The organism is Pigmentiphaga sp. H8, assembly GCF_003854895.1.
In the GTDB taxonomy this organism is placed as follows: Bacteria; Pseudomonadota; Gammaproteobacteria; order Burkholderiales; family Burkholderiaceae_B; genus Pigmentiphaga.
In genome coordinates this window covers 612177-629572 of the sequence record NZ_CP033966.1, presented here as the reverse complement: position 1 = coordinate 629572, position 17396 = coordinate 612177, and the positions used below count along the sequence as shown (strand labels likewise).

Below are 17396 nucleotides of genomic sequence, written 5' to 3'. Positions count from 1 at the left end.
AGCACGCCGATGCGCGCCTCTGCCCTGACGACCCACCTCGAACGCCGCGCCGCCGTGCATTCGGTGGACTGCTTCGTGTACTCGGTGCCCGACCTGGCCGAGGCCGAGCACTTCTATCTGGCGTTCGGCCTGGACGTGCGGCGCCGCGCCGACCATCTCGAACTGCGCACGCACGGCCATCCCCACGTCTGGAGCCGCGTCCACGAGGAAGGCACGGCCAAGCGCCTGCAATACGTGCGCTACGGCATCCACGCGCGGGACCTGGACGAGATGCACGAGCGCATCGAGGCCTCGGGCCTGCGGACCACCCCGCACGAACTGTCGGACGGCCAGGGCCTGTGGCTGCGCGATCCGGACGGCACGCCGCTGCAACTGGTGGTGGCGGACAAGGTCTCGCCCGCCGCCAAGAGCCGGCCCACCCCCGTCGTCCCGGTCCCGCCCGGCCAGGGCGCCGCGCCGGCCCGCAGCCGCGTGCAGCCGGTGCGGCCGCGCCACCTGTCGCACGTCCTGTCCTTCACGCCCGACGTCACGCGCATGGTGGAGTTCTGCCGGACCGTCCTGGGCCTGCGCGTGTCGGACCATTCCGGCGACCTCATCGCCTTCATGCACGGCATCCATGGCAGCGACCACCACCTCGTGGCCTTCGCCAAGTCGCATGCGCGCGGCCTGCACCACTCGAGCTGGGACGTCGGCAGCCTGGACGAGGTCGGCCGCGGCTCCGAACAGATGCGCATCGCCGGCTACGAACAGGGATGGGGCGTCGGCCGGCACGTGCTGGGCTCGAACTATTTCTACTATGTGCGCGACCCCTGGGGCAGCTGGGCCGAATACTCGTACGATATCGACTACGTCCCGGCCGGACTGGACTGGCCCGCCGCCGACCATCCCCCCGAGGACTCGCTCTACGTCTGGGGTCCGCCCCTGCCGGCCGACTTCATCACCAACCAGGAATACCCCGCCTGACGGGGCAACGAGGCAAACCATGAGACTGATCGCCTTCAAGAACCAGGCCGGAGCGCCCACGCTGGGCGCCCGCATCGGCAACGACGTGGTCGACCTGACCGCGCGCGGCCTGCCCGCCACGCTGGACGAACTGCTGCGCGACCCCGGCGGCCTGGATGCCGCCCGCACGGCCGCCCACGCTCCGGGCGAACGCCTGGCCCTGGCCGGCCTCGCCCTGCTGCCGCCGCTGCAGCAGCCCGCCAAGGCCTTCGCCATCGGCCTGAACTACGTGGACCACGCCGCCGAAAGCAATTTCGCGCCGCCCGCGCATCCGGTGCTGTTCCAGCGCTTCCCCTCGTCCTGGGTAGCCCACGGCGTCGCCATCGAACGCCCCCGCGTCTCGGTGCAGTTCGACTACGAGGCCGAACTGGTCGCGGTGATCGGCAAGGGCGGCCGCTACATTCCCAAGGAGCGCGCGCTCGAGCACGTGGCGGGTTATTCGCTGTTCAACGAAGGCTCGATCCGCGACTACCAGTTCCGCTCCAACCAGTGGCTGTGGGGCAAGAACTTCGACCGCAGCGGCGGCTTCGGCCCGGAATTCGTCACCGCCGACGAACTGCCCCCCGGCGCCGCCGGCCTGCAGATCCAGTGCCGCCTGAACGGCCAGGTCATGCAGGACGCCAACACCCGCGACATGATCTTCGACGTCGCCACCCTGGTGGCCGCCTGCTCGGACGGCATGGCGCTGCAACCGGGCGACATGATCATCACCGGCACCCCGTCGGGCGTGGGCCTGGCGCGCAAGCCGCCGGTGTGGCTCAAGCCCGGCGACGTGTGCGAGATCGAGGTGGAAGGCGTGGGTGTGCTGCGCAACCCGGTGATCGACGAGGCCTGAGGCCTGGCGACCACCGAGCCAGTCCCGGCGGCTAGGCCAGGTAGCGCTTGAACCAGGCGATCGTCCTGTCCCAGGCCAGCCTGGCCGCCGCCTCGTCGTAGCGCGGCGTGGAATCGTTGTGGAAGCCGTGGTTCGTGCCCGGATAGACGTGGGCTTCGTAGGTCTTGCCTGCCGCCTTCAGGGCCGCCTCGTAGGCCGGCCAGCCGTCGTTGATGCCCTTGTCGTTCTCGGCGTAGTGCAGCAGCAGCGGCGCCTTGATGCGCGGCACGTCCGCCGCGCTCGCCTGCCTGCCGTAGAAGGGCACGGCCGCGGCCAGTTCGGGATACGCCACGGCGGCGGCATTGGCCACGCCGCCTCCGTAGCAAAAGCCGGTGATCCCCACCTTGCCGGTCGTCCTGTCGCCCTGCATCAGGAACTCGACCGCGGCGAAGAAATCGTTCATGAGCTTGGCCGGATCGACCTGCCGCTGCAAGTCACGCCCCTTGTCGTCATTGCCCGGATACCCGCCCACCGAACTCAGGCCGTCGGGCGCCAGCGCCAGGAAGCCCGCCTTGGCCAGCCGGCGCGCGACGTCCTCGATATAGGGGTTCAGGCCACGGTTCTCGTGCACCACGACCACGCCCGGCACCTTGCCCGCGGCCTTCGCCGGCCGCACCAGGTAGCCGCGCACCGTGCCGTGGCCCTTGGGTGACGGATAGCCGACGTATTCGGCGACGATGTCCGGATCGGTGAAGGACACCTGCTCGGCCAACGCATAATCCGGGCTGAGCGAAGCCAGCAGCCCGGCGGCGGTCAGCCCGCCCACCGCGTACCTGGCCGCCCGGTCCAGGAACTCCCGCCGGGAGATCCTGCCATGGACGTAGTAGTCGTACAGTTCCAGCAGTCGAGGGTCGAAGTCCTGCGCAGTCAGACGAGCCATGGCATGCCCTTTTCGGTAAGGTCCGCGAGTGCGGACAACATACACCAGATCCGGGCTGCCCTTCTACCTGCCCGTGCGCGCCTGCCCGCGCAGAAACCCGCTCACGAGTCCATTGATCTTCTCCGGCGCCTCGAACTGGGGCCAATGTCCGACTCCGCTCACCTCGACGGCGGTGGCACCGGGAATATATCCGGCCAGGGTACGCGCCGTCTTCACGTACAGCGGCCGATCGTCGACGGCGACCACGATCAGCGTGGGAACTTCGATCCGCCGCCACTCATCCGGCGTGACCAGGTTGCGGGCCAGGGGCTCCGGCTTGAAAACGGCCAGAATGTTCTCGCCCGCCGCCTTCATGGCAGGCTGGGAATAGGTCTGGAGCCGCAGGCCGATCAGGTCGTCGATCCGGTTCGCCTCATCCAGGATCAATTTGTCGAAAACATCCTTGACGCTGGCCCAGGTGGGGGCGTCGAAGGCTTTGCCGCGCCGGGTCAGGATCGCGCCGATCTCCTCCTGATCATCGGACAGGCCGAACGCGGAAAGAATGACCAGCCTTTCCGTGCGTTCGGGATGGGCCAGCGCAAAACGGCTTGCCGTCCAGCTTCCCATGGAGATGCCCACGAGCGAGGCGGTCTTCAGTTCCAGCGCGTCCATGAAGCGGACGATCTGGGCGACGTGCTCGGCGATCTCGTAGGGCCGGTCCGGCTTGCCCGTATAGCCGCAGCCCACCATGTCCAGCGCGAAGCAATTGAAATGCTCGGACAGCGGGCCGATGTTCGCGCAGAATGCCTCCCAGGATCCACCCGTGCCATGGATCATGATCAGGGGCGGATTGCCCCGCTTGCCGGTTTCGACGTAGCGGGTGTCGAAGTCGCCGGTGGTCACCCACGCCTGCCTGTGCTCGACCGTCGCCAGGTGGGACCAGATGCTGCGATAGCTTGTTTCGTCGTTCACGATGATTCCTCGGATGTGCAAAGTATTCAGGCCCCTCGGCGATGGGGATTCACGCGGCGACCGCGTGGCGGTCCAGCGCGGCGGCGGCTTCATTCAGCAGTTCGTCGACCTCGTCGGCGGACCGGGCCACGCCATAGATGTAGTTGTCGGGCCTGACCAAGGCCGCGACGCACTGGCTTTCCATGAACCACGCCGCGACGACGCCGTCGGCCTCTTCCATGTCGTCGAACGCCACGACGCGGGCGCGCAGTTGCACCCCGCCCGCGTCACGGGGCGCGAGCGACCGATGCGCCAGCATCAGGCGCCAGCCGTTGCCTGTCAGCTGATCCAGCAGGAGCGTGCCGGCCCCCGACCTGACCCGTGGCTGCGGAAACAGCCTGCCGCGGCAAGGATGCGGCCACGCGGACAGGAGCCCGCGCTCCAGGCGTGGCAGGATGTCCTGCCTGGGTGTATCCCTGACCGCCCCGTTGCCCTCGGTCCGCATTCGAGCGTCGCGGGCGCGCGCCTTGTCGATGTCCCGCTCGCAGATCACGGCGCCGAAACTCTTGATGCGGCTCGTCAGTTCACGGACGTGCGCCCCGCGCTCCAGGCCGTAGCTGTCCAGCAGCGCGTCGCCCGCGCGGCCCGTGACGTCGCCGTTCAACACGGCGGCCAGCTTCCAGCTCAGGTTGGCCACGTCGCGGATGCCCTGGCACATGCCCTGTCCCAGGAAGGGCGGCTGCATGTGGGCGGCGTCGCCCGCGAGAAAGACCCGCGACCGGCGCCATTCGGCGGCAACCAGGGCATGGAACCGATAGCTGGACTGGCGCCAGAGTTCGCCGTCCTCCGGCCCCAACCAGCGGGACAACAGGCGCCAGGTCGCCTCCGTGGTGGCGGCCTGCTGCGGATCCTCGCCCGTCAACAGGGAAATCTCGAAGCGCCGGTGGTTCCCGGGGCCCAGGACGAGCGTGCAGGGCCGTTCGGGTTCGCAATACTGCACGCTTACCTTGGGCAGCTTGCGCATACCCTGCTCGTTGACGAGGACATCGACCACCAGCCAGGGTTCGTCGAAGTCGAGGTCTTCGAGCGGCATCCCCAGCTGTGCGCGCACGGAACTGCTGCCGCCGTCGCATGCGATCGCGTACCTCGCCACTATCCGTTTCTTCCCGCCGCCCCGGGTCTCGAGCTCGAGCTCCACAGCATCCGCGCCCTGCGAGATGCGGCGCATTTCGGCGCCGAGGTCCACCTCGACATTGGACAATTGCGCCACCCGTGAGCGCAGGACCCGCTCGACTTCCGGCTGGGTGAAGACGACCGAGGGCGTATACCCTTGCGGATAAGGCGGGGCGATCATAGTCATGCGCCGGATCAATCGGCCATCCACGCCCAGGTACTCGGAGTCAGTGAAGGGCTCCATGAAGGGCTCGACCGCCCGGGCGACGCCGATCTGCTGGAACACCCGCATGATCTCGTGGTCCAGGGCGACCGCGCGCGGAATCTCGTACACCCCGTCGAGCCGGTCGCACACATGGACGCGCAGCCCAGATTGCCCGAGCAAGGCCGCCGCCACGACGCCCGAGGGGCCGTATCCGACAATCGCCACGTCGTACATCGTTGAATCGTTCATTGCCGCTATTCGAAGGTCGCTGGGAAAGGTAGGAAATGGATGCGCTTCTGCGCCGCCTTCAAGGCCTGCGTGGGCGGGTCCGACAAACCCCATTGGTCAATACGGCCCGGCGGCCATTTCCATGCTTCGGGGCCGCGCGGCAGATAGGAGTTATCGACTTGCTGGACTTCGGCCGTGTACTCGATGACGACGCCGAAGGGGTCGATGAAGTAGTTGAAGAGGTTGTTTCCGGGGCCATGCCTGCCTGGCCCCCACTGGATGGGATAGCCCGCGTCTTTCAGCCGACCGCCACCGCGCATCAGCGTATCGCCGTCGGGCATGAAGAACGCGACGTGGTTCAGCGCGTCGTTGTCGGACAGGCCGACCCCGATGGTGTGGTGATCGCGGTTGCAGTTCATGAACGCGATCGCCGCCGTCAGGTCGATCAGGCGGAAATCGAGCACCTGTTCGAGAAACTGGCGCGTGGCGTCCGGCGCACTGCTGTTCAGCACTACATGGGCAAGCCGCATGGGTCCGTCTTGCGGCGCATCGCCCGCGTGCCGGGCGTCGCCGTGGACGATCTGGAATCGGCGCCCATGGGGATCGCGGATGGTCAGCCCCACGCCTCCCGCCGGGTCGTCCAGGGACCTTGGCGGCTGGACGATGGCGCCGCCGGCCTTGCCCGCGGCCGCCGCGATGGCCTCGAGGGCCGCTGCGCTGCGGGCCCGGAGCGTCACGTGCCGCATGCCGGCATCATGCCGGCCGGCATGCAGCGCCAATAGATAGGCGTCCTGGCCCGTGCCGCGCAAGTACAGGGCACCATTGCCGCGCTCGGCCACGCTCAGGCGCCAGACCTTCGTATAGAAGGCTTCCGCCTTGGCCAGGTCCGGCACGTCGAGCGAGATGCTGCGCAGGCCTTCGATCAGGGTGGATGTCATGGTTGCTGGTATTCGTCGTTCATCGATGAGGGGACGCGGCAATGGGGTCCCGCCGCTCACTGTCCGCGTATGCCCAGTTTGGGCAGCAGCCGCTCGTAGCGGGTGTTCTCGTTGCGCAGATAGGCCTCGAACTGTTCCGCGCTCATGGGCGGGGCGACGTCGAGGCTCATGTTCACCAACTGCTGCCGCAGTTCGGGGCGTTCGAGCACGGCGGTGATCGCCTCGTTCACGCGCCGCACGGTCTGGGGCTTCGTGCCCCTGGGAGCGAAGATTCCGAAATAAGGCCCACCGTCCACGCCCTTGACGCCGATCTCCTCCATCGCGGGCGTGTCCGGGAATTGCGGATTGCGCGAGGCCCCCGCGACGGCGAGCAGCTTGACCCGTTTGGTCTTGATGTACTGCGTGGCCAGGCCCGGGTCGAACAGGACATCGACGTGACCGCCCAGGAAATCCTTCAGCGCGTCGCCCGCGCCCTTGTACGGCACGTGCGTCATCCTGATGCCGGCTTCATGGCTGAATGTTTCCGCGGCGATGTGCAAGGCCGTGCCGGAGCCGGCGGAGCCATAGGCAAGCTTGCCGGGATGGGCCTTGGCATAGTTGATGAAATCGGCGGCCGTCTCCACCGGCACCGAGGGATGAACCAGCAGGTTCATCGGAATGGCCACGGCCGGCGCCACCGGCACCAGGGCCTTGCGCGGATCGAAGTCAGGCAGGGGGACGAGCTGCGGCGTGATGATGACCATGCTGCCCGCCGACAGCAGGAAAGTGTGGCCATCCGGACGGGCGCGGGCAACTTCTTGCTGGCCGATATATCCTTCGCCGCCGGGCCGGTTCTCGACGACGATCTGCGCGCCGAGTTTTTCGCCCATGTGCGGCGCCATGACCCGCATCGCGCGATCGGCGACGCCACCGGGCGCGGCGTTCACGATGACGCGGATCGGGCCGCCCGGCCACTCCTCCGCTTGCACGGGTTGAGCCAAGGCCGCAAGGCACAAGGCGATCCAGGCCGATTTCACGATTCGTCTCCTCATTCTTGGTCTGGCCAGGACAATGCCTGGGCGCAGACAGGAATCTAGAGGAGCACACCGCCCTGCAACAGATGGCAGTATTGTCGGAGGGATTCCTGGCGGTTATCCCCGAGAACCGAAGCCGTCGGCAAGACGCGTGGCCAGGTACTCGGCTTCCCGATGCAGGGCGTTCGAAAACGCTTCGGCCGCGGGAGTCAGCGGCAAGTCCTTGCGCTGGATGAGACAGATGGCGGGCGCGCCGATTTCATCGTCCAGGTCCAGCTTCATCAAGAGTTCGGCGGTCACGTTGGCCACCAGCCAGGGCTCCGGCAACAGCGCGATCAGGTCGGTATTGGCCAGGAGGCTTACCAGCGCCATCAGTGATTCGCACTGTATGTCGGCGCGGGGAACCGGCAGTTCCCGCGAGCGGAACACATCGTCCAACTCCGACGAGCGCGGCCCGGCGGCGCCGGTCAGGACCCAGTCCGCGTCGACCAGCTCGGCCAGCGAGCGCGCGCCGCCCAGCGGATGCCCCTTGCGGCAGACCACCGCGCGCCGGTGTCCGAACATCGGCGATACCGCGAACTCGCTGCCGAGCGATTTCGCGGGCTCCGGCGCAAGCACGAAATCCAGCTGGCTGTCGCGCAATTCGGGCAGCATGACCGGAAGCAGGCCCTCGACGATGCGCACCTCGGCATGGGGGTAGCTTCGACGGAACACCTTCAGGGCATTGGGCAGGAACAGGAGAGACGGCGTCGCCGACAGCGCCAGCGCCACGCGTCCGCCCTGGCTGCCCAGCAGCTGGGACACTTCGTCCTGGCCGCGGCTCAGCTCATTGGCGGCGACTTCCGCGCGTCGCAGGAAACGCCTGCCCATCTCGTTCAGGACGGCGCCCTGGGCGGTCCGCTGGAAAAGAGGCGTTCCCAGCTCTTTTTCCAGCTGCCTGACGCTCTTGGTCAGCGCGGGCTGGCTCAGCCCGAGGTCCCTTGCCGCCTGGTGGATACTGCCGGCGCGCGCCACGGCGACGAAGTCGCGCAGTTGGTTGAATTTCATTTAGGCATTCCGCTGGTGCGAGTGACCGGATGGTAACGCCGTGCGCCGGGCTCCATCGATCTCGCCTCGGGCAAAAAAAACTGCGAGACAAGCTCGCAGTTTTCATTCAACCAGACATCGGACCGGGCGCCAGCCCGGCCCCGCCTTGCTTACTCGGCGTCGGCGGCCTCTTCGGCTTCCGGCGCGCGGTCGACCAGCTCCATGTAGGCCATGGGAGCGTTGTCGCCTTGGCGGAAACCCATCTTCAGGATGCGGGTGTAACCACCGTTGCGCTCCTTGAAGCGGGGGCCGATTTCGGCGAACAGCTTGACGACCAGGTCGCGATCGCGCAGGCGGGCGAACGCCAGGCGCTTGTTGGCCAGGGTCGGCTCCTTGCCCAGGGTGATCAGCGGCTCGACGATGCGGCGCAGTTCCTTGGCCTTGGGCAGGGTGGTCTTGATGGCTTCGTGCGTGAGCAGCGAGACAGCCATGTTGCGGAACATGGCCAGACGATGGCTGCTGGTGCGGTTCAGTTTACGGAGACCGTGACGGTGACGCATGATGACTTCCTTTATGAATCTAAGAGCGGCTGTGCCGCGAGGTTTCCAGCTCTTCTATCGGCAAAGCGCCGCGGGCCGGTGGAAAAATTGTTGGTACTACAACTACGTAACGAAACAAGCTCCGCTACCCAGGGCACAGCGGATCCGGCTCCGCCGGTCCGCCAGTGCCGCCCCCTGGGGGGCGCCCGTAGGGCGTAGGGGGGGCCCTCTACGGCCGCTCGAGGCCGAGAGGCGGCCAGTTCTCGAGCTTCATGCCCAGGGTCAGGCCGCGGGCAGCCAGGACTTCCTTGATCTCGTTGAGCGACTTGCGACCCAGGTTCGGGGTCTTCAGCAGTTCGTTCTCGGTACGCTGGATCAGGTCGCCGATGTAGTAGATGTTCTCGGCCTTCAGGCAGTTGGCCGAGCGGACGGTCAGTTCGAGGTCGTCGACCGGGCGCAGCAGGATCGGGTCGATCTGCGGCGTGCCACGGGCGGGCGCTTCGATGGTTTCCGTCGAGCCTTCCAGCGCGGCGAACACCGACAGCTGGTCCATCAGGATGCGGGCCGACTGGCGCACGGCTTCCTCGGGCGAGATCACGCCGTTGGTCTCGATGTCGAGGACCAGCTTGTCCAGGTCGGTACGCTGCTCGACGCGGGCGCTTTCGACGGTGTAGCTGACGCGGCGGATCGGGCTGTACGAGGCGTCCAGCACGATGCGGCCCACGGTGCGGGCATGGTCATCGGCGAAGCTGCGCAGGTTGCCCGGCACGTAGCCGCGGCCCTTCTCCACCTTCAGTTGCATTTCCAGACGGCCGTTGTCCGTCAGGTTGGCAATGACGTGGTTGGGGTTGATGATCTCGACGTCGTGCGAGAGTTCGATATCGGCGGCCGTGACCACGCCGGGGCCTTGCTTGCGCAGGGTCAGGACGACTTCGTCGCGGTTGTGCAGCTTGAACACCACACCCTTGAGGTTCAGCAGGATGTCGACCACGTCTTCGCGCACGCCATCGATGGCCGAGTATTCGTGCACGACACCGGTGATCTGCACTTCGGTCGGCGCGTAGCCCGCCATCGACGACAGCAGGATGCGGCGCAGCGCATTGCCCAGGGTATGACCGTAGCCGCGTTCGAACGGCTCCATGATCACCTTGGCATGATTCGAGCCGATGGTCTCGACGTCGATATTGCGCGGTTTCAGAAATGCGGCATTCGCCATGAATCTTCCTTATTCCTTATCAATACCCTCGGCTCGTTACACCGATAAGGCTGGGGGAAAAATAGGCCCACCCCTACGCGCTCCGCGCGCCCCTCAAGGGGCGGCACTGGCGGACCGGCAAAGCCGGATCCGCTGTGCCCAGGGATGGGAAAGCCGGCACCTAGAGCCGGCTTCAGTTATTAGCGCGAATAGAGTTCCACGACCATGGATTCGTTGATGTCGCGGGCGACATCGGCGCGATCCGGGGCCTGCTTGAACGTGCCTTCCAGCTTGGTCGCGTCGACGCTGACCCACTGCGGCATGCCCTGGCTGGAGGCCAGTTGCAGCGCCTCCTGGATACGGGCCTGCTTCTTGGCCTTCTCACGGATGGTGATCACGTCGCCGGCCTTGACGATGATGGACGGCACGTTGGCGGTGTGGCCGTTCAGCATCAGCGCCTTGTGGCTGACCAACTGGCGCGCTTCGGCGCGGGTCGAGCCGAAGCCCATGCGATAGACCACGTTGTCCAGGCGCGACTCGAGCAGCTGGATCAGGTTTTCGCCGGTGTTGCCCTTGCGGCGCTCGGCTTCTTCGAAGTACTTGCGGAACTGCTTTTCCAGAATGCCGTACATGCGCTTGAGCTTTTGCTTCTCGCGCAGCTGCAGACCGTAGTCCGAGGTACGGGCACCCGAGGTGCGGCCATGCTGGCCGGGCTTGCTCTCGAGCTTGCACTTGGAATCCAGCGAACGGCGGGCGCTCTTCAGGAAGAGGTCCGTGCCTTCGCGGCGGGAAAGCTTACATTTGGGGCCAATATAACGTGCCACGATGTATCCTTTTCTCTGTCAGGCCATGCACACGCATGGCGAGGAGTTTGCCTTGGTCATTTACGTTCGATGAACCAGAACGCGGCAAACGGTGGTCTTACTCGGCGCACCCGACCCATGCCGGCTGCGCCCCCATAAAACAATAAAAACTACGTACCGCAAACAGCAAAGCCCTTTATTCTACCGCGCTTTGCCCGAAGCTCCCACAGCGAGCGGCCCAAAGGGCCGCAAAGCGAAAGACCCAGGATGCGGTGGATCCGGCTCCGCCGGTCCACCCGCATCGCCCCCTGGGGGGCGCGCGAAGCGCGTAGGGGGGGGCTCAGATCCTTCTGCGCTTCGGCGGACGGCAGCCGTTGTGCGGCACCGGCGTGATGTCGGCGATGCTGGAGATCTTGATGCCCAGGGCGTTCAGGGCGCGAACCGACGATTCGCGGCCGGGACCGGGGCCCTTGATACGCACTTCCAGCGTCTTGATGCCGTATTCCATCGCCACGCGACCGGCGGACTCCGCCGCGACCTGGGCCGCGAACGGGGTGGACTTGCGCGAGCCCTTGAAGCCGGCGCCGCCCGACGTCGCCCACGACAGGGCATTGCCCTGGCGATCGGTGATCGTGATGATGGTGTTGTTGAAGGACGCGTGAACGTGCGCGATGCCGTCCGAGACGTTCTTCTTGACTTTCTTGCGAACGCGCTGGGCGCCGCTGTTCGGGGATTTCGCCATTTCTGGATCCTTGACTGGGTGTCAGCCGATTACTTTTTGAGCGACGCGGCGGCGCGACGCGGACCCTTGCGGGTGCGGGCGTTCGTACGGGTACGCTGGCCACGCACGGGCAGGCCGCGCTTGTGGCGGAAGCCACGGTACGAGCCGAGGTCGATCAGACGCTTGATCGACAGTTGGATTTCACGACGCAGATCGCCTTCGACGGTGAAGGTGTTGATCTGTTCGCGAATCCGCTCGAGTTCGGCGTCGTTCAGATCCTTGACCTTCTTGTTGCTCGGCACGCCGGCCACTTCGCAAATCTTGCGAGCGCGCGAACGGCCGATGCCGAAGATAGCCGTCAGACCGATTTCGGTGTGCTGATGCGGCGGAATGTTGATGCCAGCAATACGGGCCATAACGTTTCCTTGAATACCTTTAGCGTAGAACCGAGCCTAGGCTCAGCCCTGACGTTGCTTGTGGCGCGGGTCGGTGCAGATGATCCGCACCACGCCCTTGCGCTTGATGACCTTGCAGTTCCGGCAAATTGCTTTGACCGATGCCATTACTTTCATGATTGACTCCTAATTCTTACCCGGTAAGCCCCAGGCTTACTTCGAGCGGAACACGATTCTTGCTCGCGATAGATCGTATGGCGTCAGTTCGACCGTCACACGATCCCCCGGCAGGATACGGATGTAATTCATCCGCATTTTTCCCGAGATATGTCCCAGCACGACATGGCCATTCTCGAGCTTGACACGAAACGTCGCGTTGGGCAGGTTTTCCACGACCTCGCCCTGCATCTGAATAACGTCGTCTTTGGACATTTTCTCGTTACCGCACCGGTAGATTTCCGCCCTTGAAGTTCGCCTTCTTGAGCAGCGAATCATATTGGTGCGACATCACGTAAGCCTGCACCTGGGCCATGAAATCCATCGTGACCACAACGATAATCAGCAAAGACGTACCACCGAAGTAGAACGGCACGTTCCACCTCAAGACCAGGAACTCCGGCAGCAGGCACACCAACGTGATGTAGATGGCGCCACTGAAAGTCAGGCGCATCAGGATCTTGTCGATGTACCGCGCGGTCTGCTCGCCCGGACGGATACCCGGGACGAACGCGCCGCTCTTCTTCAGGTTGTCGGCGGTCTCGCGGCTGTTGAACACGAGCGCCGTGTAGAAGAAGCAGAAGAACACGATCGCAATGGCATACAGCGTGATGTACAGCGGCTGTCCGGGCGACAACGCGGCGGCCAGGTCCTTCAGCCAGCGCAGGCCGTCACCGCTCGAGAACCAGCTGACCACCGTAGCCGGGAACAGGATGATCGACGACGCGAAGATCGGCGGAATCACCCCTGCCATGTTCAGCTTCAGCGGCAGATGCGAGCTTTGTCCGCCATACACCCGGTTGCCCACCTGGCGCTTGGCGTAGTTGACGACGATCTTGCGCTGTCCGCGTTCCACGAACACCACGAAAGCCGTCACCAGCACCACCAGCACGACGATGAACAGCGCCGACAGGACAGCCATCGCACCCGTGTTGACCAGCTCGAACAGCCCGGCCAACGCATGAGGCAGGCCGGCCGCGATACCCGAGAAGATCAGGATCGAGATGCCGTTGCCCAGGCCCCGCTCGGTGATCTGTTCACCCAGCCACATCAGGAACATCGTTCCCGTGACGAGCGAGATCATCGTGGTGGCCCGGAACATCAGGCCAGGATCGATGACCAGCCCGGGCTGCGACTCCAGCGCGACCGAAATGCCGACCGACTGCACCAGCGCCAGCGCCAGCGTACCGTAGCGCGTGTACTGCGTAATCTTGCGCCGCCCGGCCTCGCCTTCCTTCTTGATCGCTTCCAACGACGGCACGATGACCGTCATCAGCTGCATGATGATCGACGCCGAGATGTACGGCATGATCCCCAATGCAAAGATCGAGAAACGCGAAAGCGCACCGCCCGAGAACATGTTGAACAGGCCCAGAATCCCGCCCTGGTTCTGATGGAACAGGGAGGTCAACTGGACCGGATCGATCCCGGGAACAGGGATGTGCGTACCGATCCGGTACACCACCAGGGCGAGCAACAGGAAGACCAGCCGGCGTTTCAGGTCGCCGTACTTGCTGCCGGTCTTGCCCAGTGCGTTCGCATTAGCCAAAGCTCAGTCCTCGGTTATCAGACCAGGGAGCCGCCGGCGGCTTCGATCGCCGCCTTGGCACCGGCCGTCGCCGTCATGCCCTTGAGCACCACCTTGCGGGAGAGCTCGCCGGTCTTGATGACCTTGACGTAGCGGACCTGCTGGCCGACCACGCCGGCCTGCTTGAGCGCCTGCACGTCGATTTCGTCGACCGGCAGGGCTTGCAGTTCGGACAGGCGGACCTGCGCATACAGGTGCTGATCCAGCGACTTGAAGCCACGCTTGGGCAGCCGGCGCTGCAGCGGCATCTGGCCGCCTTCGAAGCCAACCTTGTGGAAGCCACCCGAACGGGACTTCTGACCCTTGTGGCCGCGGCCGGCGGTCTTGCCGAGGCCGGAACCGATACCACGACCGACACGGCGCTTGGCGTGCTTGGCGCCTTCGGCGGGCTTGAGCGTATTGAGTTGCATGCTAGACCTCTCAGGCTTCCGACACGGTGATCAGATACGACACCTTGCGGATCATGCCGCGCACTTCGGGCGTGTCGACCAGGACGCGCGAGCTGTTCAGCTGGCGCAGTCCCAGGCCACGGATCGTGGCGCGGTGCGATTCGGGCGTTCCGATAGGGGAACGCACGAGCGTCACTTTGACGTTTTTCTTCGTCGTCATGGCTTACCCCAGGATCTCTTCGACCGACTTGCCGCGCTTGGCGGCGACGTCGGCCGGAGTCGAGCTTGCGCTCAGACCGTTGAGCGTCGCGCGCACCAGGTTGTACGGGTTGGTCGAGCCGAGGCTCTTGGCCACCACGTTACGAACACCCAGCACGTCGAAAATCGCGCGCATCGGACCACCGGCGATCACGCCGGTACCTTCGACGGCGGGCGAGATCAGAACGGTCGAGGCGCCGTGCTTGCCGACCACATTGTGGTACAGGGTGCCGTTCTTCAGGGGCACCTTGACCATCTTGCGGCGGGCTTCTTCCATTGCCTTCTGGACCGCGACCGGGACTTCCCGGGCCTTGCCCTTGCCCATGCCGACGCGACCGTCGCCATCGCCGACCACCGTCAGCGCTGCGAAACCGAGGATACGACCGCCCTTCACGACTTTCGTGACGCGGTTGACGGCAATCATCTTCTCGCGAAGACCGTCGTCGCGTTCCTCAGCCGCTGCATTCTTACCTTGCATCTTGGCCATGTAATCCTCGCTTAAAACTTCAGGCCGGCTTCACGCGCGGCATCAGCCAGGGCCTTGACGCGGCCGTGGTAGCGGAAACCGCTGCGATCGAACGCGACGGTCTCGATACCGGCGGCCTTGGCCTTCTCGGCCACGCGCTTGCCCACCAGGGTTGCTGCGGCCACGTTGCCGCCCTTGCCCGAATCTCCCGCCAGTTGCTGGCGGATTTCGGGTTCGACGGTCGAGGCACTGACCAGCACCTTATCGCCTTCAGGCGAAATGATGTTTGCGTAGATGTGCAGGTTGGTGCGGAACACCGACAGGCGATGCACACGCAACTCGGCGATCTTCCGGCGGGTAGGTACCGCACGACGCAAACGAGCTTGCTTCTTGTCCATGATTCGTCCTTGCCCGCCTTATTTCTTCTTGGTCTCTTTGATGATGACCCGTTCGTCCGCATAGCGCACGCCCTTGCCCTTGTAGGGCTCGGGGGAGCGGTAGGCGCGGATTTCAGCGGCCACCTGACCAACCTGCTGCTTGTTGGCGCCCTTGACGATCACTTCCGTCTGGGTGGGGCACTCGACTTTCACGCCGGCAGGCATCTGGTGCACGACATCGTGCGAGAAACCGAGCTGCAGCTTGACGGCATCGCCTTGCGCCTGGGCCCGATAGCCCACGCCGACCAGGGTCAGCTTGCGCTCGAAGCCCTTGCTCACGCCGGTCACCATGTTGTTGACCAGGGCCCGGATGGTACCGGACATGGCCTTGGCTTCGCGGCTGTCATTGGCGGCGACGAAAGTCAGCTTGCCGGCGTCTTGCGCGATCGTGACCTGACCGGTCAGGGCCTGGACCAGCGTGCCCAGGGGACCCTTGACAGTGATCTGGTCGGCAGCGATCGTGGCTTCGACGCCCTTGGGCAGCTCGACGGGATATTTTGCTATACGCGACATGTCGGCTCCTTACGCCACGTAGCAGAGGACCTCGCCGCCCACGCCGTTGGCGCGCGCCTTGCGATCGGTCATCACGCCACGAGAGGTGGACACGATGGTCACGCCCAGGCCGTTCATGACCTGGGGAATGGAATGACGGCCCTTGTAGATACGCAGGCCAGGCTTCGAGACGCGTTCGATGCGCTCGATGACCGGACGGCCGGCGTAGTACTTCAGGGAGATTTCGAGTTCGGGTTTGCCATCGTTGGCCTTGACCTCGAAACCGTCGATATAGCCCTCGTCCTTCAGCACGGTGGCAATCGCCACCTTCAGCTTCGAGGAGGGCATGGACACGGACGCCTTATCTACGCGCTGCGCATTGCGGATGCGCGTCAGCATATCGGCGATCGGATCGCTCATGCTCATGAATGACTCTCCTACCAGCTGGCCTTGGTCATGCCCGGAACTTCGCCGCGCATAGCCATCTCGCGCAGTTTGTTACGAGCCAGACCGAACTTGCGAAACACGCCACGGGGGCGACCGGTCACCGCGCAACGGTTGCGCTGGCGGGTGGGGTTGGCGTTACGGGGCAGCTGCTGAATCTTCAGGCGAGCCTGGTAACGTTCTTCGTCCGACTTGGACGCATCGTCGACGATAGCCTGGAGCGCGGCGCGCTTGGCGGCATACTTGGCCGCCAGCTTGACACGCTTGATATCGCGGTTGATGAGTGAAAGCTTAGCCACTATTTCACCCCTTAATTACGGAACGGGAAGCGGAAGGCCGACAGCAGCGCCTTGGCTTCTTCATCGGTCTTGGCCGTGGTCGTGATGCTGATGTTCAGCCCACGAAGCGTGTCGATCTTGTCGTACTCGATCTCGGGGAAGATGATCTGTTCTTTCACACCGATGTTGTAGTTGCCGCGACCGTCGAAAGCACGGCCGGACACGCCACGGAAATCGCGCACGCGCGGCAGCGCGACGCTGATCAGGCGATCGAGGAATTCGTACATGCGGGCGCCACGCAGGGTCACCATGCAGCCGATCGGGTAGTTCTCGCGGATCTTGAAACCAGCGATAGCCTTGCGCGACTTGGTCACGACGGGCTTCTGGCCAGCGATCTTGGTCAGGTCGCCGGTGGCGTGCTCGATGACTTTCTTGTCAGCGACCGCTTCCGAGACACCCATGTTCAGGGTGATCTTGGTGATGCGGGGCACTTCCATCACGGACTTGTACGAGAACTGCTTGGTCAGGTCGGCAACGACCTTCTCGCGGTAGATGTCTTGAAGACGGGCCATTGTGTTTGCTCCCGCTTACGCTTTCGTCGCAATGGCTTCGCCATTGGAACGGAAAACGCGCACATTCTTGCCGTCGACTTTCTTCACGCTCACCCGATCGGCCTTGCCGGAGGTGGGGTTGAAAATCGCCACGTTGGACACGTGGATGGGCATGGTCTTGTCGATGATGCCGCCGGGCTGGTTGGCCATCGGATTCGGCTTCACATTCTTCTTGACGACGTTGATGCCTTCGACCAGGACGCGGTCTTCGGCAACGCTCAGCACGACGCCGCGCTTCGCCTTGTCCTTGCCGGTCAGGACGATGACTTCGTCACCTTTGCGGATCTTGTTCATC

25 protein-coding genes are annotated in these 17396 nt (G+C 64.7%); 2 read left to right on the top strand and 23 right to left on the bottom strand.

Features of this window, described 5'->3' with window-relative positions; translation table 11 throughout:
* The first annotated feature begins 9 nt into the window (after positions 1 to 9).
* On the top strand, positions 10 to 963 hold the full coding sequence (locus EGT29_RS03110) for a VOC family protein (RefSeq protein WP_124687644.1): 954 nt from the start codon (positions 10 to 12) through the stop codon (positions 961 to 963).
* Positions 964 to 982: 19 nt separating this feature from the next.
* Positions 983 to 1837 (top strand): fumarylacetoacetate hydrolase family protein, encoded by an 855-nt coding sequence (locus EGT29_RS03105; protein WP_124687643.1) that lies wholly within the window; start codon positions 983 to 985, stop codon positions 1835 to 1837.
* Between the two features lie 31 nt (positions 1838 to 1868).
* On the opposite strand, the gene yghX is transcribed toward EGT29_RS03105, so the two are convergent.
* The 23 genes from yghX to rplX form a co-directional block, all read right to left on the bottom strand.
* On the bottom strand, positions 1869 to 2756 hold the full coding sequence (gene yghX, locus EGT29_RS03100; RefSeq protein WP_124687642.1) for a YghX family hydrolase: 888 nt from the start codon (positions 2754 to 2756) through the stop codon (positions 1869 to 1871).
* Positions 2757 to 2819: 63 nt separating this feature from the next.
* Positions 2820 to 3707: an alpha/beta fold hydrolase gene (locus EGT29_RS03095; RefSeq protein ID WP_238160274.1), complete on the bottom strand. Its 888-nt coding sequence runs from the start codon at positions 3705 to 3707 to the stop codon at positions 2820 to 2822.
* Between the two features lie 49 nt (positions 3708 to 3756).
* Positions 3757 to 5313 carry a bifunctional 3-(3-hydroxy-phenyl)propionate/3-hydroxycinnamic acid hydroxylase gene (locus tag EGT29_RS03090; RefSeq protein ID WP_238160273.1) on the bottom strand — a complete coding sequence of 519 codons (1557 nt, stop codon included), beginning with the start codon at positions 5311 to 5313 and terminating at the stop codon, positions 3757 to 3759.
* Between the two features lie 5 nt (positions 5314 to 5318).
* Positions 5319 to 6230: a VOC family protein gene (locus tag EGT29_RS03085; RefSeq protein ID WP_124687640.1), complete on the bottom strand. Its 912-nt coding sequence runs from the start codon at positions 6228 to 6230 to the stop codon at positions 5319 to 5321.
* A 56-nt stretch (positions 6231 to 6286) separates the two neighbouring features.
* Positions 6287 to 7246: a tripartite tricarboxylate transporter substrate binding protein gene (locus tag EGT29_RS03080; RefSeq protein WP_161567676.1), complete on the bottom strand. Its 960-nt coding sequence runs from the start codon at positions 7244 to 7246 to the stop codon at positions 6287 to 6289.
* Between the two features lie 114 nt (positions 7247 to 7360).
* Entirely contained in the window at positions 7361 to 8290 is a 930-nt protein-coding gene (locus EGT29_RS03075; protein ID WP_124687638.1) for a LysR substrate-binding domain-containing protein, read from the bottom strand.
* 149 nt (positions 8291 to 8439) lie between these two features.
* Positions 8440 to 8829: a 50S ribosomal protein L17 gene (gene rplQ, locus EGT29_RS03070; protein ID WP_124687637.1), complete on the bottom strand. Its 390-nt coding sequence runs from the start codon at positions 8827 to 8829 to the stop codon at positions 8440 to 8442.
* Between the two features lie 208 nt (positions 8830 to 9037).
* Positions 9038 to 10024 carry a DNA-directed RNA polymerase subunit alpha gene (gene rpoA / locus EGT29_RS03065; protein ID WP_124687636.1) on the bottom strand — a complete coding sequence of 329 codons (987 nt, stop codon included), beginning with the start codon at positions 10022 to 10024 and terminating at the stop codon, positions 9038 to 9040.
* Between the two features lie 179 nt (positions 10025 to 10203).
* Positions 10204 to 10827, bottom strand: coding sequence for a 30S ribosomal protein S4 (gene rpsD, locus EGT29_RS03060; RefSeq protein WP_124687635.1), 624 nt, complete (start codon positions 10825 to 10827; stop codon positions 10204 to 10206).
* 319 nt (positions 10828 to 11146) lie between these two features.
* Positions 11147 to 11548: a 30S ribosomal protein S11 gene (rpsK, locus tag EGT29_RS03055; protein WP_087838298.1), complete on the bottom strand. Its 402-nt coding sequence runs from the start codon at positions 11546 to 11548 to the stop codon at positions 11147 to 11149.
* 29 nt (positions 11549 to 11577) lie between these two features.
* On the bottom strand, positions 11578 to 11943 hold the full coding sequence (gene rpsM, locus EGT29_RS03050) for a 30S ribosomal protein S13 (RefSeq protein WP_087838299.1): 366 nt from the start codon (positions 11941 to 11943) through the stop codon (positions 11578 to 11580).
* A 42-nt stretch (positions 11944 to 11985) separates the two neighbouring features.
* Positions 11986 to 12099: a 50S ribosomal protein L36 gene (gene rpmJ / locus EGT29_RS03045; RefSeq protein ID WP_087780027.1), complete on the bottom strand. Its 114-nt coding sequence runs from the start codon at positions 12097 to 12099 to the stop codon at positions 11986 to 11988.
* A gap of 36 nt (positions 12100 to 12135) precedes the next feature.
* The gene (gene infA, locus EGT29_RS03040; protein WP_124687634.1) at positions 12136 to 12354 is read right to left on the bottom strand and encodes a translation initiation factor IF-1; all 219 of its coding nucleotides are present in this window, start codon (positions 12352 to 12354) and stop codon (positions 12136 to 12138) included.
* 7 nt (positions 12355 to 12361) lie between these two features.
* Complete coding sequence (gene secY / locus EGT29_RS03035; RefSeq protein WP_124687633.1) at positions 12362 to 13687, bottom strand: preprotein translocase subunit SecY; 1326 nt, start codon at positions 13685 to 13687, stop codon at positions 12362 to 12364.
* A gap of 17 nt (positions 13688 to 13704) precedes the next feature.
* On the bottom strand, positions 13705 to 14136 hold the full coding sequence (gene rplO, locus EGT29_RS03030) for a 50S ribosomal protein L15 (protein WP_124687632.1): 432 nt from the start codon (positions 14134 to 14136) through the stop codon (positions 13705 to 13707).
* Between the two features lie 10 nt (positions 14137 to 14146).
* Positions 14147 to 14335: a 50S ribosomal protein L30 gene (gene rpmD, locus EGT29_RS03025; RefSeq protein WP_124687631.1), complete on the bottom strand. Its 189-nt coding sequence runs from the start codon at positions 14333 to 14335 to the stop codon at positions 14147 to 14149.
* A 3-nt stretch (positions 14336 to 14338) separates the two neighbouring features.
* Positions 14339 to 14860, bottom strand: a complete 522-nt coding sequence (gene rpsE, locus EGT29_RS03020) for a 30S ribosomal protein S5 (protein ID WP_087838303.1) — start codon at positions 14858 to 14860, stop codon at positions 14339 to 14341.
* An 11-nt stretch (positions 14861 to 14871) separates the two neighbouring features.
* Positions 14872 to 15237, bottom strand: a complete 366-nt coding sequence (gene rplR / locus EGT29_RS03015; protein ID WP_124687630.1) for a 50S ribosomal protein L18 — start codon at positions 15235 to 15237, stop codon at positions 14872 to 14874.
* Between the two features lie 18 nt (positions 15238 to 15255).
* Positions 15256 to 15789 carry a 50S ribosomal protein L6 gene (gene rplF / locus EGT29_RS03010; protein ID WP_124687629.1) on the bottom strand — a complete coding sequence of 178 codons (534 nt, stop codon included), beginning with the start codon at positions 15787 to 15789 and terminating at the stop codon, positions 15256 to 15258.
* 9 nt (positions 15790 to 15798) lie between these two features.
* Positions 15799 to 16194, bottom strand: a complete 396-nt coding sequence (gene rpsH / locus EGT29_RS03005) for a 30S ribosomal protein S8 (RefSeq protein ID WP_087838306.1) — start codon at positions 16192 to 16194, stop codon at positions 15799 to 15801.
* 11 nt (positions 16195 to 16205) lie between these two features.
* On the bottom strand, positions 16206 to 16511 hold the full coding sequence (rpsN, locus tag EGT29_RS03000) for a 30S ribosomal protein S14 (RefSeq protein ID WP_124687628.1): 306 nt from the start codon (positions 16509 to 16511) through the stop codon (positions 16206 to 16208).
* Positions 16512 to 16522: 11 nt separating this feature from the next.
* Positions 16523 to 17062 carry a 50S ribosomal protein L5 gene (gene rplE / locus EGT29_RS02995; protein WP_124687627.1) on the bottom strand — a complete coding sequence of 180 codons (540 nt, stop codon included), beginning with the start codon at positions 17060 to 17062 and terminating at the stop codon, positions 16523 to 16525.
* A 15-nt stretch (positions 17063 to 17077) separates the two neighbouring features.
* A complete protein-coding gene (rplX, locus tag EGT29_RS02990) occupies positions 17078 to 17395 on the bottom strand; it encodes a 50S ribosomal protein L24 (protein ID WP_124687626.1) in 318 nt (105 codons plus the stop codon).
* Position 17396: the final 1 nt, after the last annotated feature.

What these genes read in the sequence shown, in the direction of transcription:
- EGT29_RS03110 (WP_124687644.1), top strand. Translation starts at nt 10, where the DNA reads ATGCGCGCCTCTGCCCTGACGACCCACCTCGAACGCCGCGCCGCCGTG.
- EGT29_RS03105 (WP_124687643.1), top strand. Translation starts at nt 983, where the DNA reads ATGAGACTGATCGCCTTCAAGAACCAGGCCGGAGCGCCCACGCTGGGC.
- yghX (WP_124687642.1), bottom strand. Translation starts at nt 2,756, where the DNA reads ATGGCTCGTCTGACTGCGCAGGACTTCGACCCTCGACTGCTGGAACTG.
- EGT29_RS03090 (WP_238160273.1), bottom strand. Translation starts at nt 5,313, where the DNA reads ATGAACGATTCAACGATGTACGACGTGGCGATTGTCGGATACGGCCCC.
- EGT29_RS03085 (WP_124687640.1), bottom strand. Translation starts at nt 6,230, where the DNA reads ATGACATCCACCCTGATCGAAGGCCTGCGCAGCATCTCGCTCGACGTG.
- EGT29_RS03075 (WP_124687638.1), bottom strand. Translation starts at nt 8,290, where the DNA reads ATGAAATTCAACCAACTGCGCGACTTCGTCGCCGTGGCGCGCGCCGGC.
- rplQ (WP_124687637.1), bottom strand. Translation starts at nt 8,829, where the DNA reads ATGCGTCACCGTCACGGTCTCCGTAAACTGAACCGCACCAGCAGCCAT.
- rpoA (WP_124687636.1), bottom strand. Translation starts at nt 10,024, where the DNA reads ATGGCGAATGCCGCATTTCTGAAACCGCGCAATATCGACGTCGAGACC.
- rpsK (WP_087838298.1), bottom strand. Translation starts at nt 11,548, where the DNA reads ATGGCGAAATCCCCGAACAGCGGCGCCCAGCGCGTTCGCAAGAAAGTC.
- rpsM (WP_087838299.1), bottom strand. Translation starts at nt 11,943, where the DNA reads ATGGCCCGTATTGCTGGCATCAACATTCCGCCGCATCAGCACACCGAA.
- rpmJ (WP_087780027.1), bottom strand. Translation starts at nt 12,099, where the DNA reads ATGAAAGTAATGGCATCGGTCAAAGCAATTTGCCGGAACTGCAAGGTC.
- infA (WP_124687634.1), bottom strand. Translation starts at nt 12,354, where the DNA reads ATGTCCAAAGACGACGTTATTCAGATGCAGGGCGAGGTCGTGGAAAAC.
- rplO (WP_124687632.1), bottom strand. Translation starts at nt 14,136, where the DNA reads ATGCAACTCAATACGCTCAAGCCCGCCGAAGGCGCCAAGCACGCCAAG.
- rpmD (WP_124687631.1), bottom strand. Translation starts at nt 14,335, where the DNA reads ATGACGACGAAGAAAAACGTCAAAGTGACGCTCGTGCGTTCCCCTATC.
- rpsE (WP_087838303.1), bottom strand. Translation starts at nt 14,860, where the DNA reads ATGGCCAAGATGCAAGGTAAGAATGCAGCGGCTGAGGAACGCGACGAC.
- rplR (WP_124687630.1), bottom strand. Translation starts at nt 15,237, where the DNA reads ATGGACAAGAAGCAAGCTCGTTTGCGTCGTGCGGTACCTACCCGCCGG.
- rplF (WP_124687629.1), bottom strand. Translation starts at nt 15,789, where the DNA reads ATGTCGCGTATAGCAAAATATCCCGTCGAGCTGCCCAAGGGCGTCGAA.
- rpsH (WP_087838306.1), bottom strand. Translation starts at nt 16,194, where the DNA reads ATGAGCATGAGCGATCCGATCGCCGATATGCTGACGCGCATCCGCAAT.
- rplE (WP_124687627.1), bottom strand. Translation starts at nt 17,062, where the DNA reads ATGGCCCGTCTTCAAGACATCTACCGCGAGAAGGTCGTTGCCGACCTG.
- rplX (WP_124687626.1), bottom strand. Translation starts at nt 17,395, where the DNA reads ATGAACAAGATCCGCAAAGGTGACGAAGTCATCGTCCTGACCGGCAAG.